Below are 12,974 nucleotides of genomic sequence, written 5' to 3' on the forward strand. Positions count from 1 at the left end.
AGCGCTCCCCCCTTGTCACATCAGGATGACTTGCCTTGAACGAGCTTCCAGTTCACAATCGAGAACAGGGCGATAATGAGGAACATGCCCCAACCAACCGCAGCACCGTAGCCGAAGTAGTTATTAATGAAAGATTCGCGGTAAAGGTACAATACAATGGTCATCCCGGCTGCACCTGCGCCGCCATCGTTACCCACGAGAATTTGTGGCTCGGTGAATAGCTGCATGCCGCCGATTGTTGATGTGATCACAGTGAACAGAATGACGGGACGCAGCATTGGAATCGTAATTCGGAAAAAAGACTGTATCCCGGATGCCCCGTCAATCTTGGCAGCCTCGTACAATGTCTGCGGGATGCTCTGAAGTCCGGCCAGATAGATGACAGCGTTGTATCCTGTCCAGCGCCAGACCACCATGGAGGAGATTGCCACTTTGATGCCCCATGGCGCGTTCAGCCACTCCACCACTGGAAGCCCGACGGACTGGAGCAAATAGTTGAGAAACCCGTAGTTGTTGGCAAATAGGGCACCGAAGATAATGGCGACGGCCACGATGGACGTCACGTTCGGCAAGAAATACCCTACCCGAAACAGCGTACGGAACTTCACAAAAGGTGCATGCAGCAGAAACGCAATGATTAGGGCAAAGAACAACATCGGGATGGTGGAATAAATCCAGATCATGAACGTGTTACCCACCGCTTGCCAGAATTCAGCATCGGTCAGCATATATTTAAAGTTGTTTAGTCCGTTATAGGTCATCACACCAATGCCATCCCATTTGTGAAAGGCCAGATATAAGGAAAAACCGATTGGAAACAGTCCAAACACGGCAAACAGAATGTAAAACGGGGAGATCGCCACATAGAGTGCACGATGTTCCCACATCCGGGACAAGAGTGATTTCTGCCGATCCAAATCCGGACTTACCTTCCCCGGATCCGGAGTGAGGCGAGGTTCGGTTACAGCCATATGAATTCCTCCTTTACGGATTGCCATCTCATTAGAGTGTCTGAATTAACGCTGTAACTCCCGCTCAACACGGTGAACCGTATCAGGCCAGACCTGCTCCGGGTTGGCATTTTGCTTCGCAATATCATTCAGCCGCCGAGTAATGATGTTGTGCACCGAAGGGTATCGTTCACCAAAGAAAGCCTCGGGCACATGCTGTGCCGATTCGGCAAATACAGGCCCTGTTGCCTGTCCGCCGAAGAAGGGTTCTTCTTCTTTCATCGCCGGTGTATCGAACACACCAGGTGCCGAAGGAAACAGGTTCAACGTCTTATATTGTTCAAGTTGGTTATCCGGGCTTTGCAGCCACTGGATGACTTCGAACGCTTCTTTTGGATGTTTGCTTGACTTCAAAATGGACAGGAATGATCCACCGTTATTGCCGTCTCCACCAGGAGCGCGGGTGACTCGCCACTTGCCAGAGGTATCCGGCGCGGCTTCCTGCAGTACCTGCTTCATCCAGACGGCTCCCACAAAGGAAGCGATCTCACCATTATTCATCGCTGCGTTCCAGCCAGGGGTCCAGCCGTCTGCATTAGCGAGCAGCCCTTTTTGCTTGAAGGATACGGCGGTATCCCAGCTCTGCTTGACGAGTGGAGAATCCATGCCGATAAACGAGCCGTCAGGACGGAAATACCGTTCGGTTCCTTGCGATAACACTTGATTGTAAACGGTTCCAATATTGTCGGTTAGAAATACCTTGCCTCCGAACTTTTCCTTGATCTTTTCTCCTGCAGCAGAATAGGCATCCCAGTTGTTGATCTGACGAGCCACTTCTTCAGGCTCGGAAGGCAATCCGGCCTCTTTAAATAGATCTGCACGGTAGAAGAGGGCTGTCGGTCCCGTATCCATAGGGAAGCCGATCATTTGTCCACCCGGTGTAACGCCTTGCTTCCATTTCCAATCCAGATATTGGTCTTCGACGTCACCTGCGCCGAGATCATACAGATTATAGAAACGGTCCTCGCTGGGAAAGAGCTCCATGATCCAATCGTTCAATGCGACAATGTCGGGCTCACCTGAGCGCGCAGCGAGTGTCGTTTTGAGTTTTGCTTTGAAATCACCACCGATTTTCTGGGCGGTCAGTTCAATATTGGGGAACTTTTCCTTGGCCTTGGCAATCAGCTTATCATCGATGGAACGGTTCCAGTACCACAATGTAAGCGCTACCTTTTTGTTGCTCGATGAATCGTTCTGTCCCGGCCATATGGAGCATCCGCTCACCAGCATGACACAGACTAGCAGAATGGCTGTCCAGCATGTTCTTTTCCGGCGGATCATGTGATAACCCCCTCATCGTTAAGTTCGAGGCATGAAGTGCGATGGACTACAACATAAGTGTATGAGCAGTTTATAAACTCATACCCAATATTCCTGAAATGAAACACAAATTTGTGTCGGTTACGTATCATAAATTTATTAGTTACTTTAAAAACAAAAGTTACTTGACACAATATAATTTTTATTTTAAACTTGCTTACATAAAGTAACTAATGATGATGACAATAATATAGATACGTATGATATGCAATCCAGTGATCCATTTTACGTCTGGATGCGAATCAATTCATAACCAAGATGGTTTAACAGGAGGAAATTACTAATGATTAATTCACATATTATTCAACTGCTTGCCCCCAAAATTCAGACTTTTCCGAGTGGAAAAGAATTCATTCACCTCGTTGGACCGATTAAACTTCCGGTGAATCTTGATGGAGAGACACATACCTTCCAGTGGTACAGCTGGATGAAATCGGAGAAAGCTATGGAAAGCCGCGAGCTGATTGAATCTCTCGCTACCGCCGAACTGGCTGAACGTCAGCAATCCAGCGTATTGGTGTACGGTGAGTTTGCCGAAGCACAGGAAGCGTTGATTCGGATGCACAGCATCTGTCATACGGGCGATATCTTTGGCAGCAAACGTTGTGACTGCGGCTTCCAACTGGAGCAATCGATGAAAATGATTGCCGCCCATGGAGCAGGCGCACTCTTCTATCTGGCAAACCATGAGGGCCGTGGCATCGGTCTGTTCAGCAAAGCGATGGCATACCTGTTGCAAGAGGAAGGTCTGGATACCGTTGATGCTAACCTGCAGCTTGGATTTACAGACGATGCTCGTAATTATGATGATGCCATTGCCGTATTGCGGGCACTTCGTACAGCTCCCGTAACATTGATCACCAACAATCCACGCAAGCTCGCTGCTTTGCAGGAAGCGGGACTTAATGTGGGCGGACGTGTGTCACTGTGGGGAGATCGTTCGTCCTTCAACGAAAAATATTTGCAGACCAAAGTGAGCCGTTCGGGTCACTTGGCAGAAAATGATGCATGGGCTGGCGAAGAGACCTTGCTTCCACACGCCCAAGCCTAAAAGGTTGATCTCGATCCCGATCGATCGTTCAATATGATTTTGGCATAACGCCTGTTTGCCATACTGTCCAATAGACAGGACAATTTAAGCTGTTTGTGTATGCTCCTTCTGGGGTAAACATGAACAGCTTTTTTGAGTTTAGGAAATAGAATGGCCCCGTCGTCTCACGCCAAGAATTAATCTGACGGTCCTGACTTTGCTTGCCGTTCATACCATACGAACTATACAATATAGGCATCTGATTTATGCGGGAGGAACGAAGGTGCCATTTGAGGGACAGTATGTGTTACCGGCTGCCAAGAGCATGAAGCAGTTTGAAGCAATGATTGAAGGCCCATACACCTATGGGGTTATGCTGGATACGCATATTGCGCAGCTTCATAGTCTGCTGGAAGAAGCACGGCGACGTGGCAAAAAAATAGTTCTGCATGCCGATCTGGTGCAGGGGCTGAAGAACGATGAATATGCCGCAGAGTATTTATGCCAGCATATTCGTCCGGCAGGACTGATTTCGACGCGAGCCAGTGTAATTCAGAAGGCGAAACAGAAAGGGATTACAGCCATTCAGCGTGTTTTTCTGCTGGATACAAATGCGCTGGAGAAAAGTTATCTTTTGCTGTCCAAGACCCAACCAGACTATATTGAAGTACTGCCCGGTGTTATCCCGCATATTATTGCAGAAGTATCCATACGGACAGGTATACCCATTATTGCAGGTGGGTTGATCCGCTCAACGGAAGAGGTTGAACTGGCGCTGGAAGCCGGAGCTACCGCAGTAACCACTTCCAACATGGACCTGATTCGGCACTACAAGAAATCGCATACAGAATATAAGCAGTAATCCCACAACAGGAGGTTGTCTGTATGGAAAAATATATATTGGCTCTAGATCAGGGGACGACGAGCTCCCGGGCTATTCTGTTTAACCGGAGCGGTGAGATTGTGCATATTGCACAGCAGGAATTTCCGCAGTACTTTCCCAAGCCGGGCTGGGTGGAGCAGAACGCCAATGAAATTTGGAGCTCCATTCTGGCAGTGATGGCTTCGTGTCTGGCCGAAAGTGGAATTAAGCCGGTCCAGATTGCCGGCATCGGCATTACGAACCAGAGGGAAACGGTTGTGGTATGGGACAAAGAAACGGGCCGTCCCATCTATAATGCAGTAGTCTGGCAGTCCAGACAAACGGCTGATATTTGTGATGAGTTAAAGGCGAAGGGATTGGGTGATCTTTTTCATCGAAAAACGGGCTTACTCATTGACCCTTACTTCTCGGGAACCAAGGTGAAATGGGTTTTGGATCATGTGCCTGGCGCCCGGAAGCGTGCAGAGAAGGGTGAGCTTCTGTTTGGTACGATCGACAGTTGGCTGATCTGGAAGCTGAGCGGTGGTACTCATGTCACTGATGTATCTAATGCTTCCCGCACATTAATGTACAACATCTATGATCTGCAATGGGATGATGAATTGCTGCATATTCTGGACATTCCCAAAGCGATGCTGCCAGAAGTGCGCGGTTCATCCGAGGTGTACGCACATACGGTTGACTACCATTTCTTTGGTCATCGGATTCCAATTGCCGGAGCAGCAGGAGATCAGCAGTCGGCATTATTCGGTCAGGGCTGTTATACAAAGGGAAGCATGAAAAATACGTACGGCACCGGCTGTTTCATGCTTATGAATACCGGTGAACAACCCGTACAATCCAACCATGGCCTGATTACAACTATTGCATGGGGCATTAATGGCAAAATCGAGTATGCGCTGGAAGGCAGTATTTTTGTCGCAGGTTCGGCGGTACAGTGGCTGCGTGACGGCTTACGGATGCTTCGTTCCTCAAAAGACAGTGAGGACTATGCGGCACGTGTACCCTCTACAGACGGCGTTTATATGGTTCCTGCATTTGTAGGTCTGGGAAGCCCTTACTGGGACAGTGAGGTTAAGGGAGCGGTGTTTGGTTTGACAAGAGGAACAACCAAAGAACACTTTATCCGTGCAACCCTGGAAGCACTGGCGTATCAGACCAAGGATGTACTGGAGGCAATGGAATCCGATTCAGGTATTCCGGTGAATGCCTTGCGCGTAGATGGGGGAGCAGCGGCCAATGATTTTCTGATGCAATTCCAGAGTGATATTCTGAATATCCCTGTGGAGCGCCCCAATGTGAACGAAACGACAGCATTAGGTGCGGCTTATCTGGCAGGACTTGCAGTAGGCTATTGGAATAGCGCGGATGAATTGGCGAATCACGAGAATACGGAGCGTGTCTTCCAGCCGGTTATGGCTGAAGAAGAGCGTACAGAGCTGTATGCAGGGTGGCAACGTGCAGTGAAGGCAGCGATGGTGTTCAAATGAGTGGATTATATTTCAAATGGGCATTTGTACTTTTTTGATAAAGTTCTACAATAAATGATATTTATTGGTGGAAAATGATGCATAACTTACAGGGTTTATTTTCCTGGAGAAGAGAAAACATATACCCACTATAAGGAAAAATAAATGATTAGTGGATCAGTTTGAAATTCCATCCGCAGGCAGAACAACTTTTTGAAATTTTTTTGAATAATGTGTCATTTCAGGCCTTCACGCCGCCTTAAATGTGTGATAGGATTAAGTCACAAGTTAAAAAATGATGTCTGGAGATCGGGAGAGACCACGTACCGCTCAGCAATTGCTGAAGCGAATGACGTGGTCTTTTTTTTGTGCTTTTGTGGGTAATACAAAGGTAATCAATGGGAGGAATCGGGATGACAACATCGTTCTCAGCGGAAAAACGAACCGAATATCTGGATCGGATGGCGAATGCACATTTTGACATATTGATTATTGGTGGGGGAATCACGGGAGCCGGGATTGCGCTGGATGCAGCTTCCCGCGGATTGAAGACAGCGCTGGTGGAAATGCAGGATTTTGCGGCAGGCACATCCAGTCGTTCGACCAAACTGGTGCATGGCGGTCTACGGTATCTGAAGCAGTTTGAAGTGAAAATGGTGGCTGAGGTGGGACGGGAGCGAGCGGTGGTGTACGAGAATGGGCCACATGTGACGACACCCGAACCGATGCTTCTCCCCATCTATACGGCGGGTACCTTTGGCCGCTTCAGCACATCCATTGGTCTGATGGTGTACGACCGGCTTGCCGGAGTGAAGCGTAGTGAACGACGCCAAATGTTAAATGCCGGTGCCGTCTCAGACAGTGAGCCTTTGCTGCGGAAGGAAGGACTGCTGGGTGGTGGACGTTATGTGGAATACCGAACGGACGATGCACGGCTTACCATTGAAGTGATGAAGGAAGCGGTGCGGCGCGGCGCACAGGCAGTGAACTATGTGAAGGCAGCAGCATTCCTGAAGGAGAATGGGGTCATTACCGGAATTCAGGCTGTGGACCAGATCAGCGGTCAATCTTATGATTTGCGGGCAACCAAGGTGATTAATGCTTCCGGTCCATGGGTGGATGAGCTGCGCAAGATCGATGGGTCCCGCCAAGGCAAAACGTTGCAGATGACGAAAGGTATTCATTTGGTATTCGACGGTACGCGTTTCCCGTTAAGGCAGGCTGTATATTTTGATACACCGGATGGACGAATGGTCTTTGCTGTCCCGCGGGATGGGAAAACCTATGTGGGAACCACGGATACCGTCTTCGAAGATGATCCCGCACATCCGTTAATCTCTGAGGCAGACCGGGATTATGTCATCGATGCCGTCAACGGCATGTTCCCGGACGTTAGGATTCGAGCTGAGGACGTGGAGTCCGGTTGGGCTGGAGTACGCCCCCTGATCCATGAGGAGGGTAAAGGGCCTTCCGAAATTTCGCGCAAGGATGAAGTCTGGGTAGCCCCTTCGGGGTTGATCACGATTGCCGGGGGAAAATTAACCGGGTACCGCAAGATGGCAGAGATGGTTGTTGATCTGACTGCTCGCCAATTGGAGCAGGAGACGGGGAGATCCGCTGGACCATGTATTACGAAAAAGATGCCGATTTCTGGAGGCCATGTTGGCGGTTCCGCCGCATTTGGTGCGTATGCTGAACGCAAGATTAAGGATGGAGTAGCACTTGGACTCGACAGATCTACTGCGGAACGATTAGCCAGAGTGTATGGTTCCAATGTGGACGCACTGTACGAGCGGATGCCTGATCCGCGGACAAAGGCCGACCTGCATGGTATGTCACAGGAGCTGCTGATAATGCTGCGTTATGCCATTGACGAGGAGATGGCTGTGACACCGGCAGACTTTTTTGTGAGACGCACCGGAGACCTGTTTTTCCGCATTGATGAAGTCCGCCAGTATAAGGCAGTGGTTATTCACTATATGGCTGAACACTTGGATTGGCGGGAGGAACAAGCGATACGGTTTGCGAATGAACTGGATCAGTTGCTCTTGGAAGCATCGGGCAAAATGTAATGCAGGATTTCGCATCTGGGGGTCGAATGGAACATGTAAGCGTGTAACAAGGAGAGGGGTTTACATCTATGACTTTACAGATCGGAATCATTGGAACAGGTTGGTTCAGCAAGGTACATGCAGATATTCTGGCACGAATGGAAGGTGTTCGTGTAGCAGCTGTCTGCGGAACAACGTTGGAGAAGGCAGAGGCTATGGCTTCCGTCTATGATGCTGTTGGCTACGGTGAACTTGAACATATGCTGGATGGTGAAAAGCTGGACGCAGTCTATATCTGTATTCCTCCGATGTCTCATGGATCGATTGAAGCTGAATTGATTCGACGGGGTATCCCGTTCCTGGTGGAAAAACCGTTGAGTACAGGCATGGATATTCCTCGTCAGGTGTTGGATCAGGTACAGAAATCCGGATTGTTGACATCGGTAGGTTATCATTTCCGTTATCAGGAGGCTGCACAGGTACTGAAAGAAGCGATGAAAGAGCAGACCGTCGGCATGGCGCTTGGACGCTGGATGGGCGGAATGCCGGGAGTCGCTTGGTGGCGTCGCCAGGAAGGCTCCGGGGGACAGTTTGTGGAACAGACGACCCATATCGTGGATTTGCTGCGGTATTGTGCTGGTGAAGTGACAGAGGTATACGCTGTAGCGGCCCAACGCAGTATGCATGAAAAGCATGAGCATGTCACGGTAGCTGATGTGGCAAATGTAACGCTTAAGCTGGAGAGTGGAGCGATTGCAAGCATTGCCAACACCTGCCTGCTGCCAGATGGTGAGGGCGGAGCAGGGCTCCAGTTCTACACGGATGCCGGAGTATGGGACTGGACACCTGAACGTCTTCTTCTGCCAAGTGCTGCCCCTCATGCGATGGCAGGTCTGGAGATTCCCGCAGGGCATAACCCTTATGAGCGGGAAAATGAAGCGTTCATTCACGCCCTTCGTACCGGAGATCGTTCACGGATATTGTCCGATTATGCGGATGCCTGCCGTACACAGGAAATTACAACGGCGGCGTTGGTTTCGGCAGATTCGGGATTACCGGTACAGCTTCAGCCATCCAAACACCTCTCGCATTAATCCTTTTATGACGTAACCAGAAATATAAACGCGTGAAAAAGACGCCTGAATCTGGACTGATCCAAAGATCAGTTCAATTCAGGCGTCTTTGTGTTGTACATGAATCAGAATCTGGCTACTTAGTAGACTGCTGCTGTTTCAACCAGTCTGAGGACCAGTTGTAAATCTGATTGATGACGGGTTCGATGGCTCTGCCTTTGGGCGTCAATTCATACTCAACGCGGGGAGGAATTTCAGGATACATATGCCGGGTTACGATACCTTCCATTTCCATCTCCTTCAGACGTTCGGACAATAACCGACCGCTAATCGCCATTTCTGCTTCCAGCTCTGTGAATCGTTTGGGTCCGGATAACAGTTGGTACATGATGAGCAGTACCCATTTCTTACCGATGATATCCATGGCCTGAGTAATGAGACAGGGACTTGGTGATTTTACTTTTCTCAGCTTCAACGTGTTCACCTCGATTCAAGTATTGATGGATTTCTTCGTATATTCGTATATATAAAAGTGCGTGGCTTTCTGCCGCTCTGACCAAAGTAAGGGACAATGAAGTCAAACATGTTACTACAAAATGTACTGTAACATACCTTTTGTATGTATTATACACTATTCGTCAAAAAATTACTTGAATAAATAATGTTATTATTATATACTCACTTCATAAAAGTAAGTTAATGATTATTAATATGTATAATATCAGCACATACCAATTTTGCAGTACAAACTGCCCATTTTAAAAATAGAGTTACGTTGTAACTTTTACATAGATTGCTTTTTATACAACAGATGAATATGGACATTCATTTTCAGGAGGATTATACATATGAACAAAGGCATAAGAATTTTAGGATATATTGCGTTGGTTGTTCTTGCAGGTATGTTTGTAATGGCAGGCTTTAACAAGGTTAGTGGAGCAGAGATGATGGTGCAGACTTTCGAAGGGTTCTCCTATCCTACATGGACGATGTATCTCATTGGGGTAGTAGAGCTGCTCAGTGCGGTAGGTCTGTTGATTCCTCGTACTCGTATTCTGGCTTCAGGAGTATTGACGTTCATTCTGATTGGGGCTGTGGGGAGTCATCTAATTTACGGACAATACGCAGCTGTTCCTTTCCCGGCGGTGTTGCTGGTTGCCAACATTATCGTTCTTATTATGGGGATGCGTAAATTGGAAGCAGAAGAAATGGATATGGATCTCGTGCAGGTCTAAGAGTTAAACGCTGGAGTTAAGAATATTGAAAAAGATGACCACTGTGATTAAGCGGTAGTCGTCTTTTTTGTGGTTTATCTCAAAAAAAAGAAGAACCCACGGAGTTCAAAGGGTTCTCTTGCAACGGGACTTCTTGAAACGGAAGGTCTCCTGATTATAAATAATCGAATAAATTCCTATTATAGTAGTTTTTTAAGTTGGGAGACGCGTCCTTGGCTAATGCCAAGCTTTTCCGCAATTTGCTGTTGAGCCAAACCGGGATTCTGTTCAACAATTTCCTTCATCTGTTGCAGCATGCGTGCCGTCTTCGGCCGCAGGTCCGGATACTCTTGGTTGGCAGCTGTAGCCCCTTCTTCCCAAGTGGGAGACGAAACTGTGGCGGATTCGGTAGCAGGACGCTCCACGGGTGCAGGAGCCTGTTTGTTCTGAGGAACGAACCAATCGGGAGTGTCATCCGGGTGTTTTAATTGAATTGCACAAGTCCGGCAGATGAATTGCTCTTTGAAATACATTTCCGTATCCACATCACCGCAAAACACACACAATGTTGATTTATACTTTCTCAAAATCAACTCTTTCCCTTCAATGAAAAACTCGAGCGGATCGCCGATATGGATTTCCATCGTATCCCGCATTTCTTTGGGAAGGACAATTCGTCCAAGGCGGTCCAGAGATCTCTTCATTCCGGTTCTTTTCATCGCATCTCCCCCGCAATATTCACAATTAAAACCTGTCCTTATTGTAAGGAAGAAAGGGCTTTAATACAACAATAATATTTCAAGAAATAGGGTTAATTCCATCTATTATGGGAAAATAAGTTTAGATAGCACGGGTGCAACCGCTAATGTGAACAATGCGGCCAGTACCATGGAGATACTGGAGATGGTTCCTGTCAGTGAACTGAGCTCAAAAGCCTTGGATGTGCCTGTTCCGTGGGCACCGGTTCCAAGCAGCGTTCCACGCGCAATCTCGCCATCAATACGCAGCATTTTCACAATGGATGGTCCCATAATTGCCCCCAGCAGACCGGTCATGATGACAAAAACCGCCGTAACCGCCGGAATGCCTCCAATAGTCGCCGATACATTCATGGCAATAGGGGTCGTGATCGATCTCGGGATCAGACTATGAATGAGTCCGGAGTCCAGGCGCAACCACTTGGCGAGCAGGGCAGAAGAGAGGACCGCCACGACGGAACCCGTCATAACGCTGAAGACGATCTCGGAAATATGTTTTTTGAGTACATGGAAAAACGTATAGAGCGGTATGGCAAAGGCCACCGTTGCCGGTTGAAGCAGCAGACTTAGCCATTTACCGCCACTGCTGTAAGCTGCGTAATCCGTGCCTGTTGCGAGCAGCACACCAACGACAAGAAGCGGCGTAATCAGCAGCGGAGACAGATAAACTTTGGGCAGGTTGCGATACATGCGTTTGGCGACCAAGTAAATACCGACGGTTAACAAGAGACAGAGGAATCCAATCATCCGGTGTGACGCTCCTTTCGTTTGGCGATTCGGGTGGCAACAAGGCCTGTGCAGGCCATGACCAGAAACGTGCTAAGCAGAACAATAAACAGAATTTGCAGTCCGTCTTGCTCCAGCATGGGCATGTAGTTCATAATGCCAACGGCTGACGGGATGAAAAATAGCAGTAACTCACCGAGCAGCCAGGCAGCTCCAATTTCGATCCAGCGCAGCTTCACGACCCGGGTCTGAAGCAAAATGAACAGCACGATCATACCGAGTATGGAACCTGGTACAGGTAGATGGAGAGCACGGGCCAACTGGTCCATGAGCAGTGAAAAGGCCATCAAGAGCGCAACTTGCAAAATTCCAAGGCCCCATTTCTTCACTTCAATCCCTCCTTGTATAATGAACGTGATGATTTTGAGTTGTTTATGAAAATGATTCACTTGTTATCACAAATTTTACATCGCATTCTTTCATGAGTAAAATGCATATTAAGAATGTTTATCATTCCATTTATCTATGAGAGATGGGGATCAGACGATGGATATCCGCCATTTGCAATATTTTCTGGAAGTTGCTCGGCAGCAAAGCTTCACCAAAGCGGCCGAAGTGCTGTTCATTACACAACCGACGATTAGCAAAACCGTCAAAAGCTTGGAAGACGAATTGGGCGTAACGCTGCTGGATCGTTATGGCAAGAAGGTAGCGTTAACGGATGCAGGGCATGTCTTTTTTCGGCAGGCGCTGGAGATTGAAAAGTCATTTCGCAGCTTATCGTCCGAGCTGGACGACCTGATGAATCTGAAGAAAGGACACCTTCGGATTGGTTTGCCACCGATGATAGGTTCAAGCTTTTTTCCGATGATTATCGGTGAATTTCATAAAGCTTACCCACAGGTAACCATTCAGCTCTTCGAGGACGGTGCCAAAAAAGTAGAGGCCGATGTGATTAGTGGTGCACTGGATATTGGTGTCGCCGTTCTGCCTACTGTGGATGAACTTGTGGACCACTTTGTTTTTGTGGAAGAGAAACTGAATCTGATCGTACATCCTTCACACCCGCTTGCGAGCAAAGAGTCTGTCGCGCTGCGCGAGCTGGAGCATGATGCATTTGTGCTGTTTCGGGAAGATTTTGCGCTGCATGACCGGATTATCGCCGCCTGTCAGCATGCGGGGTTCCAGCCTCGGGTGGTGTATGAAAGCTCCCAGTGGGACCTGCTCAGTGCGATGGTAGCGGCCAATCTGGGCGTGGCATTGCTGCCAGAAACGATCTGCCGTGAGGTGGATCATATGCGTGTGCGCATTATACCCGTGATGGAACCTGTGATTCCGTGGCAGCTCGGCATGATCTGGCGGAAGGATCGATATTTATCCTTTGCAACCCGGGAGTGGATCGGATTCACACAGTCCATGCTCAGTGAATAGGAAATCGGT

General features: G+C 48.4%; 13 protein-coding genes. 7 read left to right on the plus strand and 6 right to left on the minus strand.

Annotation, left to right across the window (positions count from 1 at the left end):
- Positions 1 to 20: 20 nt before the first annotated feature.
- Complete coding sequence (locus MHB84_RS14780) at positions 21 to 887, minus strand: carbohydrate ABC transporter permease (RefSeq protein WP_076287712.1); 867 nt, start codon at positions 885 to 887, stop codon at positions 21 to 23.
- A 129-nt stretch (positions 888 to 1,016) separates the two neighbouring features.
- Positions 1,017 to 2,291: an ABC transporter substrate-binding protein gene (locus tag MHB84_RS14785; RefSeq protein WP_063567341.1), complete on the minus strand. Its 1,275-nt coding sequence runs from the start codon at positions 2,289 to 2,291 to the stop codon at positions 1,017 to 1,019.
- 322 nt (positions 2,292 to 2,613) lie between these two features.
- On the opposite strand from MHB84_RS14785, the gene MHB84_RS14790 reads away from it, so the two are divergent.
- The 5 genes from MHB84_RS14790 (at position 2,614) to MHB84_RS14810 (ending at position 8,857) form a co-directional block, all read left to right on the plus strand.
- A complete protein-coding gene (locus tag MHB84_RS14790; protein ID WP_076287427.1) occupies positions 2,614 to 3,381 on the plus strand; it encodes a GTP cyclohydrolase II in 768 nt (255 codons plus the stop codon).
- 262 nt (positions 3,382 to 3,643) lie between these two features.
- Entirely contained in the window at positions 3,644 to 4,222 is a 579-nt protein-coding gene (locus MHB84_RS14795) for a glycerol-3-phosphate responsive antiterminator (protein WP_076287428.1), read from the plus strand.
- Positions 4,223 to 4,245: 23 nt separating this feature from the next.
- The gene (glpK, locus tag MHB84_RS14800; protein ID WP_076287429.1) at positions 4,246 to 5,733 is read left to right on the plus strand and encodes a glycerol kinase GlpK; all 1,488 of its coding nucleotides are present in this window, start codon (positions 4,246 to 4,248) and stop codon (positions 5,731 to 5,733) included.
- A 392-nt stretch (positions 5,734 to 6,125) separates the two neighbouring features.
- Entirely contained in the window at positions 6,126 to 7,784 is a 1,659-nt protein-coding gene (locus MHB84_RS14805) for a glycerol-3-phosphate dehydrogenase/oxidase (protein WP_076287430.1), read from the plus strand.
- A gap of 68 nt (positions 7,785 to 7,852) precedes the next feature.
- Positions 7,853 to 8,857: a Gfo/Idh/MocA family protein gene (locus MHB84_RS14810; RefSeq protein WP_076287431.1), complete on the plus strand. Its 1,005-nt coding sequence runs from the start codon at positions 7,853 to 7,855 to the stop codon at positions 8,855 to 8,857.
- A 115-nt stretch (positions 8,858 to 8,972) separates the two neighbouring features.
- On the opposite strand, the gene MHB84_RS14815 is transcribed toward MHB84_RS14810, so the two are convergent.
- Positions 8,973 to 9,260, minus strand: a complete 288-nt coding sequence (locus tag MHB84_RS14815) for a winged helix-turn-helix transcriptional regulator (RefSeq protein ID WP_062321783.1) — start codon at positions 9,258 to 9,260, stop codon at positions 8,973 to 8,975.
- Positions 9,261 to 9,684: 424 nt separating this feature from the next.
- On the opposite strand from MHB84_RS14815, the gene MHB84_RS14820 reads away from it, so the two are divergent.
- On the plus strand, positions 9,685 to 10,071 hold the full coding sequence (locus MHB84_RS14820; RefSeq protein ID WP_076287432.1) for a DoxX family protein: 387 nt from the start codon (positions 9,685 to 9,687) through the stop codon (positions 10,069 to 10,071).
- A 179-nt stretch (positions 10,072 to 10,250) separates the two neighbouring features.
- On the opposite strand, the gene MHB84_RS14825 is transcribed toward MHB84_RS14820, so the two are convergent.
- The 3 genes from MHB84_RS14825 to MHB84_RS14835 all read right to left on the minus strand — a co-directional run bounded on the left by MHB84_RS14825 (position 10,251) and on the right by MHB84_RS14835 (position 11,923).
- Positions 10,251 to 10,769 carry an AbrB/MazE/SpoVT family DNA-binding domain-containing protein gene (locus tag MHB84_RS14825; RefSeq protein ID WP_076287433.1) on the minus strand — a complete coding sequence of 173 codons (519 nt, stop codon included), beginning with the start codon at positions 10,767 to 10,769 and terminating at the stop codon, positions 10,251 to 10,253.
- Between the two features lie 105 nt (positions 10,770 to 10,874).
- Entirely contained in the window at positions 10,875 to 11,555 is a 681-nt protein-coding gene (locus MHB84_RS14830; RefSeq protein WP_063567333.1) for a CidB/LrgB family autolysis modulator, read from the minus strand.
- Complete coding sequence (locus MHB84_RS14835) at positions 11,552 to 11,923, minus strand: CidA/LrgA family protein (protein ID WP_063567332.1); 372 nt, start codon at positions 11,921 to 11,923, stop codon at positions 11,552 to 11,554. The genes MHB84_RS14830 and MHB84_RS14835 overlap by 4 nt, the downstream gene beginning before the upstream one ends.
- Before the next feature lie 157 nt (positions 11,924 to 12,080).
- On the opposite strand from MHB84_RS14835, the gene cidR reads away from it, so the two are divergent.
- Positions 12,081 to 12,965: a cidABC operon transcriptional activator CidR gene (gene cidR / locus MHB84_RS14840; RefSeq protein WP_076287434.1), complete on the plus strand. Its 885-nt coding sequence runs from the start codon at positions 12,081 to 12,083 to the stop codon at positions 12,963 to 12,965.
- Positions 12,966 to 12,974: the final 9 nt, after the last annotated feature.

Origin of the sequence: Paenibacillus sp. FSL F4-0087 (assembly GCF_038020215.1) — a bacterium.
GTDB classification, from domain to species: Bacteria; Bacillota; Bacilli; order Paenibacillales; family Paenibacillaceae; genus Paenibacillus; species Paenibacillus taichungensis.

Bases quoted from the DNA above. Each gene is read 5' to 3' on its own strand.
- MHB84_RS14790 (WP_076287427.1), top strand. From the start codon at position 2,614: ATGATTAATTCACATATTATTCAACTGCTTGCCCCCAAAATTCAGACT.
- MHB84_RS14805 (WP_076287430.1), top strand. From the start codon at position 6,126: ATGACAACATCGTTCTCAGCGGAAAAACGAACCGAATATCTGGATCGG.
- MHB84_RS14830 (WP_063567333.1), bottom strand. From the start codon at position 11,555: ATGATTGGATTCCTCTGTCTCTTGTTAACCGTCGGTATTTACTTGGTC.
- MHB84_RS14785 (WP_063567341.1), bottom strand. From the start codon at position 2,291: ATGATCCGCCGGAAAAGAACATGCTGGACAGCCATTCTGCTAGTCTGT.
- MHB84_RS14815 (WP_062321783.1), bottom strand. From the start codon at position 9,260: ATGGATATCATCGGTAAGAAATGGGTACTGCTCATCATGTACCAACTG.
- MHB84_RS14810 (WP_076287431.1), top strand. From the start codon at position 7,853: ATGACTTTACAGATCGGAATCATTGGAACAGGTTGGTTCAGCAAGGTA.
- cidR (WP_076287434.1), top strand. From the start codon at position 12,081: ATGGATATCCGCCATTTGCAATATTTTCTGGAAGTTGCTCGGCAGCAA.
- MHB84_RS14825 (WP_076287433.1), bottom strand. From the start codon at position 10,769: ATGAAAAGAACCGGAATGAAGAGATCTCTGGACCGCCTTGGACGAATT.
- MHB84_RS14820 (WP_076287432.1), top strand. From the start codon at position 9,685: ATGAACAAAGGCATAAGAATTTTAGGATATATTGCGTTGGTTGTTCTT.
- glpK (WP_076287429.1), top strand. From the start codon at position 4,246: ATGGAAAAATATATATTGGCTCTAGATCAGGGGACGACGAGCTCCCGG.
- MHB84_RS14780 (WP_076287712.1), bottom strand. From the start codon at position 887: ATGTGGGAACATCGTGCACTCTATGTGGCGATCTCCCCGTTTTACATT.